Genomic DNA, 20,899 nt, shown 5'->3' on the forward strand with positions numbered 1-20,899 from the left:
GGACACCCCGAAGGGCCCCGACGTCCCCAGATCGTCGAGGCCCTGTGAGGGTGTCGCGCGCGCATGCCGCGACCGCCCCGAGCAGATGGTGTCCGTGTCGTGATCCGCGCTCCCCAGCACGCGATCGTCCCCAGCTTCGACTGCGCCTCCCTCGCGCCTCTCCCTTCGAGGCCCTTCGCATGGCACCTTCCGAAGAACAGGAGCGCCGGGCATCCTCCCTGATACACCGAATGGAGAAAAAGTTCACAGCCCGTCGCCGTGGCATTGGAAGGGCGCGCTGAGGCCCGTGTCCGCGGCGGCCTTCGCGAGGGCCGCTGCCGGTGCCGCGCCCTCGGCGAGACCGGTGTGCACGGCGGCGAGGAGCTCACCGGCGACGTCGTCGGGAACCACGACGGGCGCGGCGATCACGCACTCCGCCCCCGCATGCAGCCAGACGCGCGTCATCCCCAGCGCTTCCTCGCCCCAGCGTACGGAGGAGCGCCCGAGCTCGCAGGCCGACAGGATCACCGTCGCCGGAACGCGCGGGATGAGGTCGACGTCGTAGCCGAAGAGGATCCCGTCGGCGAGCTCGAATCCGGAGAACAGCGGGTTGTCCACCGCGTGCCTGCCGTGCGCGGCGATGTGCAGCAGATCCGTCTCGGCGGCGAGTGCGGTGACGGCGGCGACCGTCGCGTCCGCGGACAGGAGGCTGCGGGGCGTCCGGTCCGCTGCGCGCCAGGCGCTCGCGCCGCCCTCGACCTCGTCCGCTGCGCGGGGGACGCGGGGCCCGGCCGCGAAGCCGATGCGCAGCGGACCCGCCGGCGAGCGCGGGGCGCCCCCGAGCAGCCGGGACGCCGAGGTGGCGAGCGTGAAGGGGATGCCGCTCATGCCGGGCAGCATCGCCCACGGCACGCCGCCGAGGGCCCCGGGGACCGTGAGCGCCAGGCGTGTCATCGAGGGGGCCGCCCGCAACGCCGGGGCGAGGAGCTCGGAGTCGAGGACGGCGAGCCGTGCACCGAGGGCGCGCGCGGTGACCTCCCCCATCACGCCACCCCGCGTCAGGGCGGCCATGTCGAGGTCGGCCCGGAGTCCGTCGAGGGCGCTCCGCACGCGCGCCCAGGAGAGATCGACGATCGACGCGCCTGACTCCGTCACCACGACGGCGTGGAGCGCGGTACCGGTGAACACGTACGACAGCACCGCGGTGCCGGGATCCAGCAGCGCCATCGCCTCCGCGAGTCCGAGACGTTCCCTGGTGCTCCCGGCTCCGGTCGTCGACCACTGCCGTTCGCGCACCCGGTCACGCAGCGTCCGCACTCGGGCGTCGGTGGTCCAGTCCGCTCCGGCCAGTTCGGCGCGCAGCATCCGGAGCTCGGCCAGATCCTCCGCGAGAGCGTCATCGTGCGGGGGGCGCACCGGCGCGACCTGCTGACTGAGGTGCCGCGCTCGCTCCGACCACTCGAACAGCAAGGCGGGATCCCTCAGCCGGGCGGCGGAGGCGAGTCCGGTGAACATCAGGTCGCTGCCGTGCATCGCCACGGACGCCTGCAGGTCGAGCGCGCCGAAGGACTGCTGCCACGCGGTCAGGAGGTCGAGTCCATCGGCCGCCGCATGCAGGGCAGCCCGGTCGCGACCGGCGGCAGCGGCCCGCGCAGCCCGCACCTCCTGGGCGCGGAGGCGCAGCGGGGTCGGTGCGGAGTCGTCGATCTTCGGCAGCCGCCCGCTGCCGTCGCGGCGGGCGCTCAGGCGCAATCCCGATGCCTCGGTGTGGAAGCCACCGCGATCCAGGGCCTTCGCGGTGCGGGCGAAGGCGAGGGAGTCGATCGGCCGGTGGGGGCGCGCGCGCTGCTGCGCCTCCAGTCGGACGGCGTCGGCGCGCGCCGCCCATCCGTGGTTCCCGAGAGCCGTGAAGACACGGGAAGCAGTGCGTGCGGCGCGCTCGGCGGCCTCCGGATCGTGTCGCAGGAGGGAGCGCGCCCGGTGGAACTCGGCCTCTCCTCTGGCCTGTCGCATGCGCTGGGCGCCGAACTGCGTGGCGACGCGACCCAGCAGAGCCTCCGCCTCGGTCGTGAGGCCGGCGTCTCGGAGCACCTCGGCACGGTCGAGATCGCTGATGGCGGCGGCGAGGTCGCTCGTCGCGGCGAGGGCCGGGCGGGAGCGGGTCATCAGCGTGAGCGCGGTCACCAGATCGCCCCCGAGGAGCGCTGCGTATCCGAGGTTGTGTCGGGCTTCGGCGAGTGAGCCCTCGTCTTCGTTCACCTCGTACACGGCCACCGCGCGCCGCAGATCCGCGACGCAGGTCTCCAGTTCCCGCTGCTGCATCCGCACGACCGACCTGTTCATCAGGCAGTTCGCGAGCTCGGTGCTCTCCTCGCCGATCGCGGTGAGGGTGTCGATCGCGCGCGTGAGCAGGATCTCCGCTTCGCTCAGCCGCCCGCCGTGGAGCAGAAGGGCGCCGAGCTGTCCGCTGAGCACGGCGATGGTCTCGTCGCGGAGGCCGTTCCGGGCGAGCGCCTCCCGGCACAGCTGCTCGGCCGCTCCGGGTTCCCCGCGTTGGGAGAGGACGTATGCGATGGTCCCATCGATGCGCGCCCGCAGGTCCGGGTCATCGGTGCGGGAGGCCGCCGCATCGAGGGCGCGCCGAGCCTGCGCGAACCGTCTCGCGTTCGCCGCTTCGACGCCGCGCCGGTGCAGCTCGATCGCGGACAGGGGCATCCGTCCAGGATGCCGTGCGTGGGCGTCTCAGGGAAGAGCGCGGTGCCGGGCCGCTTCTGACGTGCGGATGTCGGGCGGAAGTACGGATGTCGGACGAAACGTCGAGCGCAGCCCCGACGTCCGAGCATTCGTCCGACAGGCGTCCATCCGCGCGCCAGGGAGGTTTCCCAGGGCGGGCCGCCCGCATCGGTACAGACGGCCCGCCCCGGGGGCTTGTCAGGTCGGATCGACCGGGGTCGGCAGCGACTTCAGGACCGCGGCGACGGCCTTCGCGGCGGCCGCGGGGTCGACGCCCTCGTCCGGCACGGTGCCGAGCTCCGCGGCGATGCGCGCGGCGACGTACGGCGCCGCGAACGAGGTGCCGCTCCACACCGCGAAGCCGCCGCGGTAGTCGTCGGGGTCGATCGTCTCGCGGCGGAGGCCGTCCACGTCCGCCCGGGTCATCGCCTGGGTGCCGCCCACGAACGCAGGGGACGTGCTCACCACGGCCGCACCCGGGGCGAAGGTCTGCACCCACGGGCCGATGTTCGAGAACAGGGCGACGGACTGCGCAGACGGGTTCAGCGCGCCGACCGATACGAGCGGTGCATCCGTGTCTGCGGGGAGACCGTTGTCCGAGCCCGGCCACGGCCACAGGGATGCGGGGAAGGCGGGTCGGTCGATCGCGTCGTTGCCGGCGGAGCAGACGACCACGCAGCCGAGCTCTCGCGCCTTGGCGAGCAGCCGGTACAGCGTCAGGCTGAACAGGCCGTCGGTCGGGGTCTCGTGGTAGTAGCTGAGCGACAGGTTCAGCACGTCGATCGGGAAGCCTGTCGTCGGGTCCTCGCGGTGCCGGCTCAACAGCGTCACCACCTGGGCCACGGTCTCCAGCAGTGTGCTCTCGTCGATCACGCCGAGAGCTCCGGCGACCCGGATCGAGAGGATGTCCGCGTCCGGAGCCGCCTGCCGCACGACTCCCGCGATGAAGGTGCCGTGTCCTGCCACCGCATCGATCTCGCCGTCCAGCTGCCCGTACAGGTCGGGGTACCGCTCCGGATCGGCGTCATCCGTCAGTCCGACCGGCACGCCGTCGAGGTCGATCCTCCGCGTGACGATGTCGTCCGGCAGCCAGGAGTGCTCGCCGCAGCCGGTGTCGAGCACCGCGACCACGGGCCGTCGTCCGCGCTCGGGATCGGGGCCGCGCGCCGGGGCCGGACCCAGCCAGGTGACGGGCTGGCGCGCCCCGCGCCCGGGCTCGAGGTAGTCGTCGCTGCCGCCGGCACCGCCTTCGCCGCGCACCGGGTTCGTGCGGGTGAAGGGGTTGGTGCGGGTGAACGGGTTCGTCCGCGTGAACGGGTTGAGGCCGACCGGGTCGAGGGACAGCACGTGGTCGAGGCTCGTGCGCGGCATGGGCGAGCGCGACATGCGCCGGGCGCGCTGCAGCACACGCCAGGCATCGGGAGCGACGGGGGACTCGCCGCGGACCGGCTCGTCGGGCGTGCGCAGCCGTGCCCTCAGGAAGCCGGGCACGCCAGGAACGAGCTCGCCGTCACCGGTCTCTCTGGCGCCGTCCTCGATCTCGAGCTGCCATCCGAAGGTGTCGGCGGCATCGCGAAGGGTCCGCACCTCCCGGTCATAGGCCTCCTGGTCCGCGAGGGATCTGGTGATGAGCAGACGCTCGGGCAGATAGGCGGTCGGGAAAGCGCGGATGCCGTCCACCGGCTCGGTGCTCGGGTCGAGGGCCGTGCCCCGACGGATCGAGCCTTCGGCTCTGTCCTGCCAGGTCCATCCCCTGGGCTGGTCCATGCGTCATCCTCTCCGTGCGGGTCGCCCCGCGGCATCATCTTCGACGGGCGGAGCCCGCGGGTCACAGCTCGAACTGCGGGGTGGAGAGAGTACGGGACTCGTCTCCGATCACGGTCGTCAGGCGCACGCGCGTGAGGCCGGGAGGCACATCGTCGAACACGAAGCGGCCGGTCTCCTCCGGCGAGGTCGACCGCGATCGCTCCCCCTGCGTCAGCACGATCTCCGCCGCGGCGGTGTCGACCCAGCCGTCCACCCGGCGCCGCCCCGACGCGGTGGTCGTCACATGGAGCAGGATGCTGGTCGAGCCGTCGCTGAACTGCAGGGTGAGCGCATCGGCCTCGCCGCGCACCGCCCCGAGCTGCCCTTCGACGAGGGTGAGCAGCGCGTACTCGCGGTTCAGTCCATCGGCGGCGACCGTGGCGACCATGCGGTCGATGAGTCCCGCCGGAACCGGATCGACGTCGTTCCAGAGCGACCGGAGCCGCGCGAACATCCGGGCATCCTCCTGCTCGGTCATGCCAGCCCCCCTGTCTGCGGTGTCTGCGGCGCTTCCAGCAGCGTGCGGAGCTTGGCGAGACAGCGGTTCCGCGTGGGACCGATGCTTCCGACGGGCATCGCCAGCTCCACGGCGAGTCGGGCGTAGTCGGGGCGGTCGTCGAAAGCGATCACGCGCAGGAGCCGCTGGCAGCGGTCGGTGAGCCGGCGCACGGCGGCCCACAGGCGTCGGTTCTCGTCGCCGAGGGTCGCGTGCTCCTCGGCGGAGGCCTGCTCGGGGAGCAGGGTGTCGAGGTCGTCCGTGTCCGTGGTGTCGACGCGGCCGTGCGCCTTCGCGATCTTCCAGGCCTCTCGGCGCGCGGTCGTGGTGAGCCAGGCCGACACGGCCCGTGGATCGCTGATGGATCCGTGGCCGCGCACGAGCCGGAGCCAGGTGGTCTGCACGACGTCCTCCGCGAGGGTGCGCTCGAGTCCGTACGCGCGCACCACGTGCCACAGCACGGGTGTCATCAGGCGGACGAGCTCGTCCATCGCGCGGCTGTCGCCCTCTCGCCATGCACCGAACAGGTCAGCGGCGCGCTCCCAGCGTGCGCGCCCGTCATCCGAAGCAGGATCGAGAGCGGCGCCGGGGGCACCGTCGATCATGAAGCCCATTGTGATCACACCTACCAGGAGCACGGCAAGAGCTTCCTGATACATGTCGCCGTCCAAGAATTCGCGCGGATGATTGCGCGCGTTCGGTATGTCAATGCTGAAGCGGGGGGCCGAGCTTCGTGCAGCGTCCCGCTAGACCAGGAAGTACAGAGCCACACCGATGACGACGCACACCGGGGCGACGTTGGCGACGGCGCGGTGCATCCGCTTCGCTCCGCGTGCGATCAGAGTGTCGACCAGCAAGGCCACCCAAACGGCCCAGAGAACCACGAGGCCTGTGGTCAGCACGGCGGGGTGCGTTATCTCCGCATTGGCGAGGTAGTAGTACGTCGCGAAAGCGTTGAACGCGAACGTCAACGACAGAAGTGCCCACCGTTTCGCCCGCTGAGTCCGGCCGCCGTCATCGTCCGACACAGTGTTCTCCAGGTCAGACTCCGCAGCACGCATAGGTCCACCTCCGACAGTTCTGCGAAGCGCACAGAGAACACATGATGATTGCGCAAGACAGGAGCGCGATCGGATTTCCTCCCGCCCATGCGCAGCCACCGCAGCAGGTGAGAACCGCAGCCGTGTTCAGTTCAGAACGCGTGCGGCACGAGTGTTTTCCTGGAGGGCAAGCCTTTGCGGTTGCGGCAACCCTCGCGTCGAACTTCGCTCGACTCGTCATCGCTGACCGCGCATCCACTCCCATGGAATCCAAGTTCATGTTTCTGCCATCCTCCGAGACCGTGAAGGTCGTTGTCGCAGTACGCAGGACGGTGTCGTCAGATGCCAACTGCGGGCAGTGGAGCGTCTTCCTTTGCCGTGTGCTGGTCCGGTGAGAGCGCCCGAGTTAGACCAGCGAGGGTTGCCACGCCGACGAGACACCATCCGACCCACCCTTCGATCAACGCCGCTGGGGGCAGAAGAATGGAAGGCAGCAGGGCGAGCATCATGACCACGTTGCGCCCGACCACGACCCCGTTGGCCTGTGATCTGAGAACTGAGCCGAAGCACCCGCAGTCCGTCGAGATCTTTCGGGCTATCACCGAGATCACCGCCGAGGTGTAAATCACGATGAGCCCAGCGGCCGCGAATGGCCAGGGTCCCGCGATTCCAAGGACCAGGGAAAGCCCAACCGCCAGTTCGATCGGCGGGAGGAAGGAAGCAGTCAGTCGCACCATCGACGGAGGAAGGACACGGTACCTCGCGATCGTCTCGCCGAGCTTGCGTCCTTCTCGAAGCTTGAGGACGCCAGTGAAGACGAGAATGAGCCCGACGAGCGCTGACAGTGCGTAACCCAATGTTGACACAGCCACTCCTTCGTGAGCATTTAACATCTAACGTGTTACTGCTCCAAACTACCTCTTCTCTTCCCACCGTTCTGTCCCTCTTTGGGGGACAGCTCGATCTCGCGCCGGTGTTGAGCGGAAGTGCGAAGCGTCTATGACGGCAAGGCTCAGATGATCGGCCCATAGATGAAGTCGATAGCGTGAAGGGGTGATCACCCTCGCCGTCGTGCTGTTCCTCAACGCCGCCTTCAACGCCCTGGTCTGGCCGCAGTTCTACAAGCGTGTGTCCAAGGACCCGCGGGCGCGGGATGAGAACGGTAAGGCCACGGCGTTCCTCAAGGTGCATGCCGTCCTCATCGCGGTCGCGCTCGTGCTCGCCCTCGTGTCCCTGCTGGCGGGAATCGCCGCACTGACCGGAGCGCTCTAGCCCGATCGCACTCCCCTGGGAGCTCAGCCCTTCTCGTACTGCTTCGCGTGCTCGGCCCAGCGGGACTCGACGGGCAGAGCGCGCAACGCCCGATTGCTGACAGCCATCACTACGGCGACGAGGCAGAGCGCTGCGCACACCAGGATGGTCCACTCTCGGCCGATCCAGGCGAGGCCGAAGCCGGCGATGAGTGGTGCCAGCGGCATCGCGCCCATGCCGAGAACGCCGGCAGCACTGTTGGCACGCCCCAGCAGGTGGCTCGGGGTCGCGACCATGAAGTAGCCCATCATGCCGGCATTGAGCGCCGGGACCAGCAGCACCGAGACGCCGAGCACCACGGCGATGATCAGCGGGTCGGTGACCATCGACAGCACGATGGCACCTGCCGAGATCACGGAGAGCCCCGCGATCGCCAGGATTCCGGCCTTGATGCGCGGGATGAGCAGAGGGGCCACCACGGCTCCCGCGAGCATCACGGCGCCGATCGACGCGCTCAGGGTGCCGATCAGAAGCTCCGAATGTCCGTCCTGCTGGAGGGCGTACATGATGGTGGTGATCGTGGCGTTGAAGCCGAGGTTGATGACCGTCGTGATGAGCAGCACCCCGCCGAGGTCGGGACGGGAGAGCAGCCACCCGAACCCCTCGCGCAGCTCCTTCCACGCGTCGGGCTTCGCCGCGGGCGGGGTCGTCGAGGTGCCGAAACCCAGACCATCCGCCGTGCCTGCGGCGTGTTCGGGCTCGACGCGTCGCGCAGCACGCAGGTGGTCTGGGTTTTCGCCCGCATCGACCATCCCGGTGCGACACGCCTGACGCCCCAGCATCCACGCGGTCAGGGCCGCGATCGCGTGGCAGAGCGTCATCACCGCGCCGACCAGCCATCCGCCGACGCCGAGCAGCAGGCCGCCCAGGGGGCCGCCCGCGAGCTGAAGCACCGCGTCGCGCCCCTGGTTCGCGGCCTGCGCGCGACCCATCGCCTCGTCGGGGACGATCTCCTTGATCGCGCTCTCGCCGGCGACGTCGAAGAGGCCGCTGCGTGCCGCGAGCAGCACGTCGATCACGAGGAGCGAAGCGAAGGTCAGCGCGTCGCCGAGCGCCAACAGCGTGAACCCTCCGGCGAGCACGATCCCGATCAACGAGCCGAGAAGCATCAGCGCGATGCGGCGGTGACGGTCGGCGAGCACGCCCCCGGCGAGGGTCATCAGCAGTCGCGCGACCATCCCGGCGCCGCCGATGATGCCGGCCTGGGCGGGATCGTTCGTGACGATGAGGGCGAGCAGCGGGATCGCGAAGCCGAACAGGGCGGCCGCGAGGCCCTTGCTCGTGTCGCTCACCAGCCAGGTGAGGTAACGGGCGTTGCGCCACAGGCGATGGGTCTCGGTCACGGTGGTCATGCGATGAGAGTAGATGCGCAAGAATAATTGCGCAAGTTATATTGCGCAATTTCGGGTGCGAGTAGGATCGGCACATGACGGAGGACACCGAGCGGAACTCGAGCGACGATCCGGTGTGGATGACCTCGGCCATGCTCAAGGCCTATTCGCACCCGCTGCGGCGGCGGATCCTGCGCCTGATCTCCCGCCACGAGTTCCTCCGCGCGGCGGACATCGCGACCGAGCTCGACGTGCCGGCCAACAGCGCCAGCTTCCACCTGCGCGCGCTCGCCGAGGCCGGCCTGATCGAGGAGGCGCCCGACAAGGCCCGCGATCGGCGGGATCGGGTCTGGACAGGGCGGAAGGGCGCGCTCAACCTCGGCGGGCCGGAGAACCCCGTCGCCGACGAGGCGCTCGGCGTCGCGGTGGTGTCGGCGCTCGTCGAGGACCATCAGGACCTCGTGCGTCGCGTGGTCGCCTGGACCCCGGAGTACGTCTCCGGCCGCACGGCCGAGGTGCACGCGGCCTTCACCCAGCGCACGATCCGCCTCACCGAAGCCGAGTTCGAAGCCGTGATGGGGACGATCAACGACGCCCTCTCCGCCGCCGACGACGCGCACGACGACGCCGATCCCGACGGCCGCTACTGGCAGATCGACCTGGTCGCCGCGGACGACACCGTCTGACCGGCGACTAGTCCTCCGGGTCCTCCTCCGCGTTGGAGGGGGGCGCGCTCAGGATGAGGATGCGGCGCAGATGCATGGCGATCAGGACGCCGGGGCCCATCGAACGGCGCGCATCGATCGTCCGATCGTCGACGCGCTCCAGCAGCAGGCGCACCGCGCGGGTCGCCTCCCCGCGCAGGCGACGGGACTCCGGGGCCGACGGGTCCTTCAGGGCGATCACGTCGGCCACCGCATGGCAGGCCTCGGACAGCGGTTCCGGCAGTGCGGGGTCCAGCGCCAAGCCGCCGGGCCGGTCCCAGATGGTGTCGGCGGTAGCGTCGGAGATGTCGCGGATGAGGTGAGCGATGCGGTCGAGGCTCGCGAGATCCTCGTGGATATGCCCCGTCTCGGCGCGACGGCCCCGGGCGCGCGGATTGCCCCGTCGGCTCTCGTCGGCTTCCGCCAGCGCCGTCCGCAGCGAAGCGGTGGTCTCGGCGAGCGAGGCCGCGTCGTCCGCCCACTGCTCGTGCTCCGGGGGCCAGGACTCCGAGACGGCCGATCCGATGTCGTGCAGGTGCTCGCCCAGCTGTGCGCGGAACGCGTCGACCCTCGCTGCCGCCGCCGCCGTCAGCGGAGCAGGAGCGATCAGCATGTTCACGAGAAGTCCGACCACCACGCCGACCGCCATCTGCGTGAGATAGCCGAGGGAGTAGTCGTCGGCGTTCTGGCCGCCGATGATCAGGACGAACAGCGCCGCCATCGGGACGTACTCGCGGCCCACCCCGAACCATCCGGTGCCGGACACCAGCACGCCCAGGCCCACCACGAGCGGGATCGACCACCACGTCGGGCCGACGGTGACGACGATCAGTGTCGCCAGGGCGATACCGGTCGCGAGGCCGAGCAGTGTCTGCAGACTCGACTTCGCCGAACCCATGAGCGTCGGATACATGCTCACCAGAGCGCCGAGCGGGGCGTAGTACGGGTACTCGTCGGTGACCCCGGGCATGTGCGGCGCGATCGCCCAGGCGAGCCCGACCGCGAGCATCGTCTTCACGACGAGCAGCAGGCGCGCCGGGCGGACGGCGTCGTGCACCGCGCGGACGACACCCGACGGGCGCACCTTGAGACGAGAGGGGACCTTCACGCGCAGTGAGCCTAGTCGTCGCGCCCGGTGAGCGGCATCGGGTTGATTCCGCGACGCGTCGGGACTAGGGGCCTGCGGTCGAGGCCCGCCCCACACGACGGATGCCGCGACCGCACGAGGTGTGCAGCCGCGGCATCCGCCGGCGGACGGGGCCGATCAGGGGATGGTCCGGCGGAACGCGAGGAACGATACCCCGGTGAAGACCGCCGTGAGCAGGAGGCCCCAGAGCGCGAGCCCGACGGCTCCGAGGTCCATGATCGCAGCGCCGATCTCGTTCCACAGATCCATCCGCGCCGCCACGAACAGCAGTCCGATGAGCACGAGGGAGAGTCCGATGCTCACGATGAGGAGCACCAGCTGGCCCCAGCTCTTGTAGATCGTCGCGCCGGTGAAGCCCAGCACGAAGAAGAACAACGCGAGCGTGAAGTACACCACGAAGGCGCCGAGCGGACCGGCATCCCACAGCCACGGCAGGTAGAAGACGTACCCGTTGACGCCGTACCCGTTCGTGGCGACCTCGATGCCGCCGCCGATCAGGAACAGCACGCCCATGAGCGCGCTGGCCAGGATCGCGGTGAGCATCGTGCCGAAGAAGAACTCCCGTCGGGTGATGCTCATCGCCTGGGAGAACGGGAACGTCAGGGTCATCGCCGACATCCCCACAGCGAAGAAGTACCACAGCGGTGCCTGCCCGCCGCCGCCGTACTTGGGGGTGTCGACGGGGATCATGGCGTAGATCAGGACAGAGACCACGACGGCGCCGGCGAGGATGATGAGCGGGTACCAGACGAAGGTGCCCTTGTTGATCAGCTGCAGGCGGATGACGTTGAACGTGCGCATCAGCGGACCTCCTCCTTCGGGGTGTCTGCTCTGTCGGCGGAACGCGCCTCCGCCTTCTGGGTGAGCCGGACGATGAGCTGCTGCAGCGAGACCGGGGTGAGGTCGAGGCCCGCGGCGGTGACGTCGGCGCGCTCCGCGGCCGACAGCGTGCCGAAGACCGTGATGGATGCGACGCGACCCAGTGCCTCGCGGTGCAGGATCTCGCGTCCGGTGGCCCAGGCCTCGACCTTCGCGGCGTCGCCCACGATCGTCACGGCGCGGTCGCGCACGGCATCGGTGTCCTCGTTCAGGAGGATCCGGCCGTCGTCGATCACGATGACCTTCTCGATGAGGTTGGAGACCTCGTCGATCAGATGCGACGACAGGATGACGGTGCGCGGGTGCTCCGAGTAGTCCTCCACGAGGCGGTCATAGAAGATCTGCCGGGCGACAGCGTCGAGCCCGAGGTACGGCTCGTCGAAGAAGGTGATCTCGGCCCGCGAGGCGAGTCCGATGATGACGCCGACGGCCGAGAGCTGACCGCGGGACAGCTTCTTGATCGTCTGCTTCATCGGCAGCTGGAACTCGGCGATCAGCTCATCTGCGAAGGCCTGGTCCCAGTTCGGGAAGAACATGCTCGCGGCCTTGAACGCGTGCTTGGGGTAGGCGTCGTCCGGGTACTTCTGGCTCTCCCGAACGAAGCAGATGCGGCTGAGCACATGCGCGTTCTCGTAGGGGTGCTCGCCGAACACCTTCACGGAGCCGGAGGACTCGAAGTTCTGCGCTGTGAGGATCGACATGAGCGTCGTCTTGCCGGCGCCGTTGCGGCCCAGCAGGCCGTAGATCGCGCCTCCTTCGACGGCGAGGGAGATGTTGTCGAGCGCTCTCTTCTCCTTGTAGCGCTTGGTGAGGTTCTGCACCTCGATGACAGCGGTCATGCGGGGTTCTTCCCTTCTGGAGTGGGGGTCTGTGCGGCGCGCTGCCGGAGCAGGTCCGCGAGGTCTTCCGCGCCGAGCCCGAGCGTGCGGGCCTCGGCGAGGAGCGGATCGATGTAGCGGTCGGCGAAGGCCGCGCGGCGTTCGCCCAGGAGCAGGTTCCTGGCGCCGTCCGCGACGAACATGCCGATGCCGCGGCGCTTGTAGAGCACTCCCTTGTCGGTGAGCATGGCGACTCCCTTCGCGGCGGTGGCGGGGTTGATGCGATAGAACGCGGCGAGCTCGTTCGTCGAAGGCGCCTGAGCCTCCTCGGCCAACGAGCCGTCGAGGATCGAGTCCTCGATCTGCTCGGCGATCTGGAGGAAGAGGGGCTTTCCTTCTTCGATCACGGGTCCTCCGCACTGGTTGGTGGGTTACTTACTTGACTAAGTAACCACGGAACCCGCCCCCGTGTCAAGGGCCCTCCTCGCCCTCCTCCATGCACAACTTCGGAGATCCGAAGCGACACGCCGCGTCCCGGCGCTCATCCCCGGCATGTCGTCCGCGGTCTCCGAAGTTGTGCCGGCGGGCGGGAGTGGCGGCGGGCGGGAGGGACGGGGCGGCAGGGCGGGGCGGGGTGGGTGGATCAGTCCGGGGTGCGGCGCAGCTCTCGCCAGTCCTCGACGATCTGGAGCATCCGCGTGGAGAGGAAGCGGAGGAACTCGGCGAGCTCGACGGCCCTGGCCTGGGCGCCCCGGTCGTCGTCGTGTGCGGCGGCGATGTCGTCGATGTACTCCGAGAGTCGGGAGTACACCGGCATGTTCCCTACGATCGAGCGATAGAACGGGTCGTGCACGAACTCGTAGCGATCGCGACGGTCACCGGGTCGTGAGCGGCGCTGGATGAAGTGCAACTGCTGCAGGTAGCGCACGGCGCCGGAGACCGCCGCGGCCGAGACCCCGAGGCGCTCGCCGAGCTGGGCAGCCGTGTAGCCACCCTCGGGCGCGGCGACCAGCGCCATCATCACCCGGGCGGGCATCCGCGGCATCCCCGCAGCGGTCATCATCGCCGCAGCCTGTTCGGCGGGCTCCATCCCTCGGTGCGACGCGCCCGGCTCGATGGCGGGGTCCAGGTCTTCGTCGTCGGGCATCGCGCTCCTCCTAGGCGCCGGGGGCGAGCTCGCGTCGCCGCATCAGGGTCAGTGCTGCGGCTCCTCCCGCGGCGAGGATGAGCGCCAGCCACCACAGGCCCCGCGCATCCACCCCACCGCCGTCGACCACGGGCGTCACGGCGAACGGCGAGAGATCCGCGGTCCACTCCGGCAGTCCGAACAGCGGCCCGAACATGCCGAGCAGCGCCGCCAGCAGCACCAGTCCCCACGCCGCCGCAGCGGTCGCGCGGGGGAGCAGGACGAACACCAGTGCGGTGAGCACGGCGAAGACGGCTGCAGCGACCGCCTGGCCGGCTCCGGCGACCGCGACGATGCGGAAGAGCTCCGGATCGCCGGCGCGGGTCCACACCCCGACCCACGCGGCGACGACGGCGGCGGCCACCACGATCACCACCGCGGCGACGCCGACGATCACGAAATCCGCCAGCCAGCGCACGCGACCCACCGGGGCGGCCAGTATCGCCTCCGCCGTACCCCGCACCTCCTCCTGCCGGGCGCGCACCACCGTCTGCACCGCGCAGCACGCGGCGAGGATGCCGAGCAGAGTGAAGAACACGGTCACCACGACCTCGTCGAGACCGCCCGTCGCGCCGCCGATCTTGGTGAGGATCTCGGCCACGGCGGGGTTCTCGCCCGAGATCCGGTCGACCAGCCCGCTCAGGGTCGTGGCGAGGATGCCCGTGATCGCTCCGCCGACCGCCCACCCGATGATCGAGCCCGCGGTGAGCCGCCAGACCAGCGCATGCGGCGAGGCGAGGGCCGGGCGGGCGGAGACGCGACCGGGCCGCTCGGCCACGAAACCGGCATCGATGTCGCGCAGCGACTGGAGGGCGAGGGACGCGGCCGCGAGCACGATCCCCAGGACCGGTCCGAGCAGTGCCGGCCAGACGAGGTCGGCGTCGTAGGGGCGCACCTGCTCGGCCCAGCCGAACGGCGAGAGCCACGACGGCCAGGCGCTCGTCATGGCGGTGAGGTCGTCGCTGGGCGTGCCGGCCGCGTTGCCGATGCCGCGGATCAGGAACACCGCCACGAGAACCCACACCGTCAGCGAGTTCGCTCCGCGCGAGGTGCGCAGGAGCTGCGCGGCGAGCAGACCGATGCCGAGGAACGCGATACCGCACGAGCCTGCAGCCGCACCGGAGAGCAGCGAGCCCGCGGTGGGCATCCCCGCGGCGATGAGGGCCGCCGCTGTGACCGCGGCCAGCACGAGGTTCGCCAGCCCGCCGTGGACGATGGTGGCGACGGTGGGCAGTCGGCGTCCGGCCGGGGTCGCCCAGACCCCTTCGGCGCGGCCGGCCTCCTCATCGCCGCGCGTGTGCCGCACCGCCAGGAAGGTGCTCATGAGCGCGGCGAGCAGCGCCAGCCACGGCAGCACCTCGAAGGCGAGGAACGCCCCTTCGGACGTGCCCGAGGGCAGGCCGCGGAACATCAGGATGACCGGGTTCGCGAGGGCTGCGGCCAGGATGTTCTGCCGGTCGGCGATCGTCGCATAGGACTGGCTCACGCCCGCGTATCCGGCGAAGGCCATCAGGCCGGTGCCGACGATCCACAGCGGCACCTGCACGCGGTCGCGCCGGATCCGCTGGCCCAGAAGCACCCCGAGCGCGGTCATCATGCCCGACCGTTCCGGGCCCGGCGGGTGCGTCGGGAGTCGGGGCCGGCAGGCGACGTGCTGTCCTCGCCGTCCTCGGCGGCTTCGAGGCTCGCGAGGTCATCGCCGTAGTGCCGGAGGAAGAGCTCTTCCAACGACGGAGGGGACACGCGCAGGTCGCTGATGCCGAGCGTCGCGAGGGCCGGAAGCACGGACGCCGTGCGGTCGCTGTCGACGGCGAGGCGGATGCGATCGCCCTGCTGCACCGGATCGTGCACGTCGGGGATCCGCGCGACCTGATCGAGGGTCGCGCCGGAGGGCGTGAACGACACGTCGCTGCGGGTGAGGTGGCGCAGCTCCGTGAGCGTCCCGGTCTCGACCACCCGGCCGGCGCGGATGATCGACACCCGATCGCACAGCTGCTCGACCTCGCTCATGATGTGACTCGACAGCAGCACGGTCGCGCCGTTCGCGTGGGCGCGGGCGACCTCGCGCTGGAAGATCACGGCCATCAGCGGATCGAGGCCGCTCGTCGGTTCGTCGAGGATGTAGAGATCGGCGGGCACGGCGAACGCCGCGATCAGCGCGACCTTCTGCCGATTGCCCTTCGAATACGCTCGGCCCTTCTTCCGCGGGTCGAACTGGAAGGCGTCCATCAGCCGCTTCTTCTCGTGCTGGTACGCCTCGTCCTTCGAGCGGGCGCCGCGCAGCCGGGCCAGCAGATCCACGGCCTCACCGCCGGACAGGTTCGGCCACACGCTCACATCGCCGGGCACGTATGCGATGCGCCGATGCAGGTCGACCGCACGCTCCCAGGGGTCCTCGCCGAAGACGGTCGCCTCGCCGGCGGTGCGGCGGGCGAGGCCGAGCAGGATGCGGATCGTCGTCGACTTGCCTGCACCGTTCGGGCCGAGGAAGCCGTGCACCTGACCGTGCTCGACCGTGAGGTCCAGGCCGTCCAGCGCGTGCACGCGGCCATAGTGCTTCGTGAGGTCTCGGGTGGCGATGACGGTGGTCATGCGCGGGAGCGTACGCCCGATTCACAAAAGTGTGAATCGGGTGAAGGCAACGCATGCGAAATCCTTACGACCCCCGCGTACAGTGGGCTGGTGCCGGAGTTCCCCTACAGTCGCCTGCGCCGTTGGCCCGACGTCGAGGCGGACAATCTGCAGGCGCACGACGCGACCGACCTGCTGCTGGTCGAGCGAGCTCTCGCGCTCGACGCATCGGGTGCGGAGACGGTCGTGATCGGCGACGAGTACGGCGCGATCACCCTGCCGCTGGTCGATTCCGGGATGCAGGGCATCCGCGTGCACCAGGACCTCGCGACCGGTCGGCGGGCTCTCGTGCGCAACGCCGAGGAGCTCGGGATCGACGGCTTCACGTCGCACGAGCTGGATGCCGGGCTGCTCGCCGGCGCACGGCTCGTCCTGTTGCAGCTTCCGAAGTCTCTCGCCGAGCTCGACGAGATCGCAGACGCCGTCGCCCGCTGGTCCGCTCCCGACGTGGTGCTCATCGCGGGAGGCCGTGTGAAGCACATGACCCCCACGCAGAACGACGTGCTCGCACGGAACTTCGCCCAGGTGCAGCCGCAGCGCGCCGAGCGGAAGTCCCGGCTGATCGTGGTGTCCGAGCCCAGGGAGGCACCGGTCGATCCGCCGTTCCCGGTCACCGCCCGGCACGACGGTCTGACCCTCGTCGCCCACGGTGGAGCCTTCGCCGGCGCGCGCCTCGACATCGGCACCCGGGTGCTCCTCGACACCCTCGCTCTGTCGCCGGCCGTTCGGCAGGCTCAGGGACCCAATTCTGCCGCCCTTCGACAGGCTCAGGGGCCCACTGAAGTCGAAGCGCCGCCCCGCGTGCTCGACCTCGGCTGCGGCACCGGCGCGCTCGCCGTCTCGTACGCCCTCGCGCACCCCGAGGCGCAGGTGACCGCGACGGATCGCTCGGCCGCCGCGGTGGCATCCGCGCGGGCGACGGTCGCGGCGAACGGTGTCATCGACCGGGTCACGGTCACGCACGACGACGCGGCATCGGGAGTCGCGGACGCGAGCGTCGACGTGGTGCTGTTGAACCCGCCCTTCCACCTCGGCTCCAGCGTGCACACCGGCGCGGCGACCCGCCTGTTCGAGGCCGCGGCACGGGTGCTCCGCCCCGGCGGCGAGCTGTTCACCGTCTACAACTCGAGCCTCGGATATCGTGCCCAGCTCGAGCGTCTGATCGGCCCGACCGCCCAGCTGCACCGCACCCCGAAGTTCACCGTGACGCGCAGCATCCGCCGCTCCGGATCGACCGATTCCTGACCGGTTCACGGTCGCGCGGGAGATTGTTGAATGCCCGCGCAATCCCCCGGTCAGCCGCCGAAACGCCCTCAGCTCAGCCGGCCGGGATTTGCCCCTGATCGGCCATTTCGTTACGTTGGTCTGTGGGCCTGACGGCCCGAAGACCAGTCCGCGACCACGTCCTTCTTTCGATGAGCTGTGCTGCGAAGAGGCGTGGGCGTACGGTCGATGCTCTATCGCGGCGGATCCGAAATCCGCCGTCCGCGCCGCCACAGCAGACATGTCGAACGGCCTCGAGAGCGTCACCCGGGCGTAACCGAAGCAGGCTCAGCCACCCGAAGGCGAGCCGCAGGGGAAACGTGTCCGAAACCGTTCTAGAAGCGCGCAATCTGTTCAAGGTGTTCGGGAAGAATCCGAGCGCCGCCGTCCGCCGATTGAAGGCCGGAGAGGGTCGCACCGCGGTCGCGGATGTCGGCACGGCCGCGGTCATCGACGCCAGCTTCACCGTCAACCGCGGTGAGATCTTCGTCATCATGGGGCTGTCCGGATCGGGCAAGTCCACCATCATCCGCATGCTCAACGGCCTGCACGATGCGAGTTCCGGCACCGTCACGGTGAACGGCGATCCGATCACCGGCGTCCCGTCGTCGCGGCTCCGCGAGATCCGTCGCGACCGCATCTCGATGGTGTTCCAGCACTTCGCCCTGCTGCCGCACCGCACCGTCGCCGCGAACGTCGCCTACCCGCTCGAGCTCAAGGGCGTCGCGAAGGCCGAGCGCCTGGCGAAGGCCGAGGAGATCCTCGCGCTGGTGGGACTCGAGGGCCAGGGCGAGAAGCTTCCGTCCGAGCTCTCCGGAGGAATGCAGCAGCGCGTCGGCATCGCCCGCGCCCTCGCCGCGGACAGCGACATCCTGCTGATGGATGAGGCCTTCAGCGCCCTCGATCCGCTGATCCGCCGAGAGATGCAGGAGCAGCTGCTCGAGCTCCAGCAGAAGCTGCACAAGACCATCGTGTTCATCACGCACGACCTGAACGAGGCCATGTTCCTCGGCGACCGGATCGCCGTGATGCGCGACGGCCGCATCGTGCAGATCGGCACGCCCGAGGACATCCTGATGGACCCGGCGAACGACTACGTCGAGCAGTTCGTGCAGGACGTCGACCGCGCCCGCGTGCTCACCGCCGCGAACGTGATGGAGCGTCCGCGCCCCGTGGTGCCGCACACCGCCGGCCCGCGCACCGCACTGCGCCAGATGCGCGACGCCTACATGTCGGCCACCTACGTCGTCGGCAAGGACCGGCAGCTCGTCGGCGTCGTGACCGACCGCGACGCGGTCAAGCTCGTGCGCAACGGCGCGACCACCCTCGACTCGATCATCAAGCCCGTGCTGCAGAGCGTGCGCGAGGACGAGGTGCTGATGAACCTGTTCGTCCCCGCCGTCGAGTCGCCCCTGCCGCTCGCGGTGACGGATGCCGACGGCCGCCTGGTCGGAGTGATCCCGCGCGTGACGCTGCTCGCCGCCCTCGGCCCCGGTCCCGGTGCGACCGAGGAGATCACGCTCCCGCTCATGCCGATGCCGCAGGCCGAGATCGATGCCGTGCTGGATGACGGGTGGACCGCCGAGCCTGCCCCTTCGCCAAGCCCAGGGACCCGGGTCGAGACGGAGGAGGTGCGCTGATGGATGGCTTCCGCATCCCCGTAGGAACCTGGATCGAGTCGGTCGTCGACTGGGTCAAGGACAACCTCGACGGTCTGCTCGACGTGATCTCGTTCGTGATGAGCTTCCTCGTCGACGGCCTCACGAGCATCCTGCTCGCACCGCACTTCGCGGTCGTCATCGTGATCGCCGCGCTCATCGCCTGGGTCGTGCGCTCGTGGCAGCTCGCGATCGGCACGGTCGTGTCGTTCGGACTGATCGTCGGGATGGACCTGTGGGTCCCCGCGATGCAGACCCTGGCGCTCGTGCTCGTCGCCGCGATCATCGCGGTGCTCATCGCGGTCCCGCTGGGCATCTGGTCGGCGCGCAACGCCACCGTCCGCGCCGTGCTCAAGCCCGTGCTCGATTTCATGCAGACCATGCCGGCCTTCGTGTACCTGATCCCGGCGATCGTGTTCTTCGGCATCGGTGTGGTGCCCGGCCTCGTCGCCACGGTGATCTTCGCGCTGCCGCCTGGCGTGCGTCTGACCGAGCTCGGCATCCGCGGTGTCGACTCCGAGACCGTCGAAGCAGGTCAGGCCTTCGGCGCCAAGCCCGGGCAGATCCTGCGCGGCATCCAGCTCCCGCTCGCGATGCCGACCATCATGGCCGGCGTCAACCAGGTCATCATGCTCGCCCTGTCGATGGCGGTCATCGCCGGAATGGCGGGAGCGGACGGCCTCGGGAAGATGGTCGTCGAGGCGATCTCGACCATCAACATCCCCAAGGGCGTCGAGGCCGGGCTCGGCGTGGTGCTGATCGCGGTCTTCCTCGACCGCGTCACCGCAGCGCTGGGAGCACCCGGCGAGAACCGTTCGTCGCTGCTCGGCATGATCGCGCGGCGCCGCACCCCGAAGGGCGGTGGCGGAACAGCATCCGCCCCTGCCGCTGAGACCTCCGCGAAGCAGGACGCCGCGGAACCGGAACTCGTGCACTGAGTTCCATCCCTACGGAACAACACCCATACGGAACGCAAGAGAGAGAAATCACATGAAGAAGAAGATCCTCGCACTCACAGCGATCGGCGTGGCCGGCGCACTCACCCTCGCCGGATGCAGCAGCGACGGCGCGGGCGGAACGGGCGGCGGCGACGGCAGCTCCGACGACAAGGGCACGATCACGCTGGGCTTCCTGCCGTCGTGGACCGACGGTCTGAGCACGGCCTACCTGCTGCAGGACCAGCTCGAGAAGATCGGCTACACGGTCGAGATGAAGACGCTCACCGAGGCGGGACCGCTGTACACCGGCCTCGCGCAGGGCGATGTCGACATGTATCCGTCGGCGTGGCCGGAGCTCACCCACGCCGAGTACATGAAGAAGTACGGCGACGACATCGAGGACCTCGGCGCATACTACGAGAACGCCAAGCTCACCCTCGCGGTGCCGGAGTACTCCGACCTGACCTCGATCGAGGATCTCGCGGGCAAGGGCGGCGACTTCGACGGCAAGATCTACGGCATCGAGCCGGGTGCGGGCCTCACCGCCCAGACGCAGAAGATGATGCCCGAGTACGGCCTGGACGGCGAGTACGAGCTCGTCACCTCGTCGACCGCGGCGATGCTCACCGAGCTGAAGACCGCGACCGACAAGCAGGAGGACATCGTCGTGACGCTGTGGCGTCCGTTCTGGGCCAACGACGCCTTCCCGGTGAAGGACCTCGAAGACCCCAAGGGCGCCATGGGGGAGGCCGAGGGTCTGCACTTCCTGGGCACCGACGGCTTCGCGGACGAGTTCCCTGAGGCGGCCGAGCTGATCAAGAAGATCAAGCTCGACGACGAGCAGTACGGCGCGCTCGAAGACCTCGTGGTCAACGAGTACGGCGAGGGCAAGGAAGCCGACGCGGTCGACGCATGGCTCGAGCAGTACGGCGACCAGTTCGACTGGACCGTCACCAGCTGACCCGACCCGCCTCGCGGA

Annotated in this window: 20 protein-coding genes; 6 read left to right on the top strand and 14 right to left on the bottom strand. The window is 69.7% G+C overall.

Annotated elements, in window-relative coordinates:
* Nucleotides 1-243: 243 nt before the first annotated feature.
* The 6 genes from CSX12_RS00685 to CSX12_RS00710 form a co-directional block, all read right to left on the bottom strand.
* The gene (locus CSX12_RS00685) at nt 244-2,694 is read right to left on the bottom strand and encodes a CHAT domain-containing protein (RefSeq protein WP_124894497.1); all 2,451 of its coding nucleotides are present in this window, start codon (nt 2,692-2,694) and stop codon (nt 244-246) included.
* A 216-nt stretch (nt 2,695-2,910) separates the two neighbouring features.
* Nucleotides 2,911-4,479 carry a S8/S53 family peptidase gene (locus tag CSX12_RS00690; RefSeq protein ID WP_124894498.1) on the bottom strand — a complete coding sequence of 523 codons (1,569 nt, stop codon included), beginning with the start codon at nt 4,477-4,479 and terminating at the stop codon, nt 2,911-2,913.
* A 61-nt stretch (nt 4,480-4,540) separates the two neighbouring features.
* Nucleotides 4,541-4,996, bottom strand: a complete 456-nt coding sequence (locus CSX12_RS00695; protein WP_017203055.1) for a hypothetical protein — start codon at nt 4,994-4,996, stop codon at nt 4,541-4,543.
* Complete coding sequence (locus CSX12_RS00700) at nt 4,993-5,619, bottom strand: sigma-70 family RNA polymerase sigma factor (protein ID WP_225855683.1); 627 nt, start codon at nt 5,617-5,619, stop codon at nt 4,993-4,995. Before CSX12_RS00700 ends, CSX12_RS00695 begins: the two co-directional genes overlap by 4 nt.
* Before the next feature lie 141 nt (nt 5,620-5,760).
* Nucleotides 5,761-6,042, bottom strand: a complete 282-nt coding sequence (locus CSX12_RS00705; RefSeq protein WP_124894499.1) for a hypothetical protein — start codon at nt 6,040-6,042, stop codon at nt 5,761-5,763.
* A 350-nt stretch (nt 6,043-6,392) separates the two neighbouring features.
* Nucleotides 6,393-6,920, bottom strand: coding sequence for a MauE/DoxX family redox-associated membrane protein (locus CSX12_RS00710; protein ID WP_164479511.1), 528 nt, complete (start codon nt 6,918-6,920; stop codon nt 6,393-6,395).
* A gap of 187 nt (nt 6,921-7,107) precedes the next feature.
* Here CSX12_RS00710 and CSX12_RS00715 point away from each other — a divergent pair, with 187 nt between their 5' ends.
* The gene (locus CSX12_RS00715; RefSeq protein WP_017203052.1) at nt 7,108-7,326 is read left to right on the top strand and encodes a hypothetical protein; all 219 of its coding nucleotides are present in this window, start codon (nt 7,108-7,110) and stop codon (nt 7,324-7,326) included.
* A gap of 23 nt (nt 7,327-7,349) precedes the next feature.
* Here CSX12_RS00715 and CSX12_RS00720 read toward each other — a convergent pair whose 3' ends face one another.
* A complete protein-coding gene (locus CSX12_RS00720) occupies nt 7,350-8,717 on the bottom strand; it encodes an MFS transporter (RefSeq protein ID WP_124894501.1) in 1,368 nt (455 codons plus the stop codon).
* Between the two features lie 74 nt (nt 8,718-8,791).
* Between CSX12_RS00720 and CSX12_RS00725 the strand changes: the two genes are divergently transcribed.
* Nucleotides 8,792-9,382 (top strand): helix-turn-helix domain-containing protein, encoded by a 591-nt coding sequence (locus tag CSX12_RS00725; protein WP_017203050.1) that lies wholly within the window; start codon nt 8,792-8,794, stop codon nt 9,380-9,382.
* Between the two features lie 7 nt (nt 9,383-9,389).
* Here the strand turns inward: CSX12_RS00725 and CSX12_RS00730 are convergent, their stop codons facing one another.
* The 7 genes from CSX12_RS00730 to CSX12_RS00760 all read right to left on the bottom strand — a co-directional run bounded on the left by CSX12_RS00730 (nt 9,390) and on the right by CSX12_RS00760 (nt 16,022).
* The gene (locus tag CSX12_RS00730) at nt 9,390-10,508 is read right to left on the bottom strand and encodes an aromatic acid exporter family protein (protein ID WP_124894502.1); all 1,119 of its coding nucleotides are present in this window, start codon (nt 10,506-10,508) and stop codon (nt 9,390-9,392) included.
* A 156-nt stretch (nt 10,509-10,664) separates the two neighbouring features.
* The gene (locus tag CSX12_RS00735; protein WP_017203048.1) at nt 10,665-11,348 is read right to left on the bottom strand and encodes a hypothetical protein; all 684 of its coding nucleotides are present in this window, start codon (nt 11,346-11,348) and stop codon (nt 10,665-10,667) included.
* Nucleotides 11,348-12,265, bottom strand: coding sequence for an ABC transporter ATP-binding protein (locus tag CSX12_RS00740; RefSeq protein WP_124894503.1), 918 nt, complete (start codon nt 12,263-12,265; stop codon nt 11,348-11,350). The genes CSX12_RS00735 and CSX12_RS00740 overlap by 1 nt, the downstream gene beginning before the upstream one ends.
* Nucleotides 12,262-12,651, bottom strand: coding sequence for a GntR family transcriptional regulator (locus CSX12_RS00745; RefSeq protein WP_017203046.1), 390 nt, complete (start codon nt 12,649-12,651; stop codon nt 12,262-12,264). The genes CSX12_RS00740 and CSX12_RS00745 overlap by 4 nt, the downstream gene beginning before the upstream one ends.
* A gap of 236 nt (nt 12,652-12,887) precedes the next feature.
* Nucleotides 12,888-13,391 carry a MarR family transcriptional regulator gene (locus tag CSX12_RS00750; RefSeq protein WP_124894504.1) on the bottom strand — a complete coding sequence of 168 codons (504 nt, stop codon included), beginning with the start codon at nt 13,389-13,391 and terminating at the stop codon, nt 12,888-12,890.
* 10 nt (nt 13,392-13,401) lie between these two features.
* Nucleotides 13,402-15,027, bottom strand: a complete 1,626-nt coding sequence (locus tag CSX12_RS00755; RefSeq protein WP_124894505.1) for a polyketide antibiotic transporter — start codon at nt 15,025-15,027, stop codon at nt 13,402-13,404.
* Nucleotides 15,024-16,022 (bottom strand): ABC transporter ATP-binding protein, encoded by a 999-nt coding sequence (locus tag CSX12_RS00760; protein WP_017203043.1) that lies wholly within the window; start codon nt 16,020-16,022, stop codon nt 15,024-15,026. The genes CSX12_RS00755 and CSX12_RS00760 overlap by 4 nt, the downstream gene beginning before the upstream one ends.
* A 90-nt stretch (nt 16,023-16,112) precedes the next feature.
* On the opposite strand from CSX12_RS00760, the gene CSX12_RS00765 reads away from it, so the two are divergent.
* From CSX12_RS00765 to CSX12_RS00780, 4 genes are all read left to right on the top strand, one after another.
* Nucleotides 16,113-17,306, top strand: a complete 1,194-nt coding sequence (locus CSX12_RS00765; protein WP_124894506.1) for a methyltransferase — start codon at nt 16,113-16,115, stop codon at nt 17,304-17,306.
* Between the two features lie 338 nt (nt 17,307-17,644).
* Nucleotides 17,645-18,964: a glycine betaine/L-proline ABC transporter ATP-binding protein gene (locus tag CSX12_RS00770; RefSeq protein ID WP_124894507.1), complete on the top strand. Its 1,320-nt coding sequence runs from the start codon at nt 17,645-17,647 to the stop codon at nt 18,962-18,964.
* Nucleotides 18,964-19,920, top strand: coding sequence for a proline/glycine betaine ABC transporter permease (locus tag CSX12_RS00775; protein ID WP_017203040.1), 957 nt, complete (start codon nt 18,964-18,966; stop codon nt 19,918-19,920). Before CSX12_RS00770 ends, CSX12_RS00775 begins: the two co-directional genes overlap by 1 nt.
* A 52-nt stretch (nt 19,921-19,972) precedes the next feature.
* The gene (locus tag CSX12_RS00780) at nt 19,973-20,881 is read left to right on the top strand and encodes a glycine betaine ABC transporter substrate-binding protein (RefSeq protein WP_017203039.1); all 909 of its coding nucleotides are present in this window, start codon (nt 19,973-19,975) and stop codon (nt 20,879-20,881) included.
* Nucleotides 20,882-20,899 lie beyond the last annotated feature (18 nt).

The sequence above is a fragment of the Microbacterium sp. Y-01 genome (assembly GCF_003856715.1).
GTDB lineage: Bacteria > Actinomycetota > Actinomycetes > Actinomycetales > Microbacteriaceae > Microbacterium > Microbacterium algeriense.

Excerpts from the sequence above, each read along its gene's own strand:
- CSX12_RS00685 (WP_124894497.1), bottom strand. The coding sequence starts at position 2,694 with ATGCCCCTGTCCGCGATCGAGCTGCACCGGCGCGGCGTCGAAGCGGCG.
- CSX12_RS00690 (WP_124894498.1), bottom strand. The coding sequence starts at position 4,479 with ATGGACCAGCCCAGGGGATGGACCTGGCAGGACAGAGCCGAAGGCTCG.
- CSX12_RS00695 (WP_017203055.1), bottom strand. The coding sequence starts at position 4,996 with ATGACCGAGCAGGAGGATGCCCGGATGTTCGCGCGGCTCCGGTCGCTC.
- CSX12_RS00700 (WP_225855683.1), bottom strand. The coding sequence starts at position 5,619 with ATGATCGACGGTGCCCCCGGCGCCGCTCTCGATCCTGCTTCGGATGAC.
- CSX12_RS00720 (WP_124894501.1), bottom strand. The coding sequence starts at position 8,717 with ATGACCACCGTGACCGAGACCCATCGCCTGTGGCGCAACGCCCGTTAC.
- CSX12_RS00725 (WP_017203050.1), top strand. The coding sequence starts at position 8,792 with ATGACGGAGGACACCGAGCGGAACTCGAGCGACGATCCGGTGTGGATG.
- CSX12_RS00735 (WP_017203048.1), bottom strand. The coding sequence starts at position 11,348 with ATGCGCACGTTCAACGTCATCCGCCTGCAGCTGATCAACAAGGGCACC.
- CSX12_RS00740 (WP_124894503.1), bottom strand. The coding sequence starts at position 12,265 with ATGACCGCTGTCATCGAGGTGCAGAACCTCACCAAGCGCTACAAGGAG.
- CSX12_RS00750 (WP_124894504.1), bottom strand. The coding sequence starts at position 13,391 with ATGCCCGACGACGAAGACCTGGACCCCGCCATCGAGCCGGGCGCGTCG.
- CSX12_RS00755 (WP_124894505.1), bottom strand. The coding sequence starts at position 15,027 with ATGATGACCGCGCTCGGGGTGCTTCTGGGCCAGCGGATCCGGCGCGAC.
- CSX12_RS00760 (WP_017203043.1), bottom strand. The coding sequence starts at position 16,022 with ATGACCACCGTCATCGCCACCCGAGACCTCACGAAGCACTATGGCCGC.
- CSX12_RS00775 (WP_017203040.1), top strand. The coding sequence starts at position 18,964 with ATGGATGGCTTCCGCATCCCCGTAGGAACCTGGATCGAGTCGGTCGTC.
- CSX12_RS00780 (WP_017203039.1), top strand. The coding sequence starts at position 19,973 with ATGAAGAAGAAGATCCTCGCACTCACAGCGATCGGCGTGGCCGGCGCA.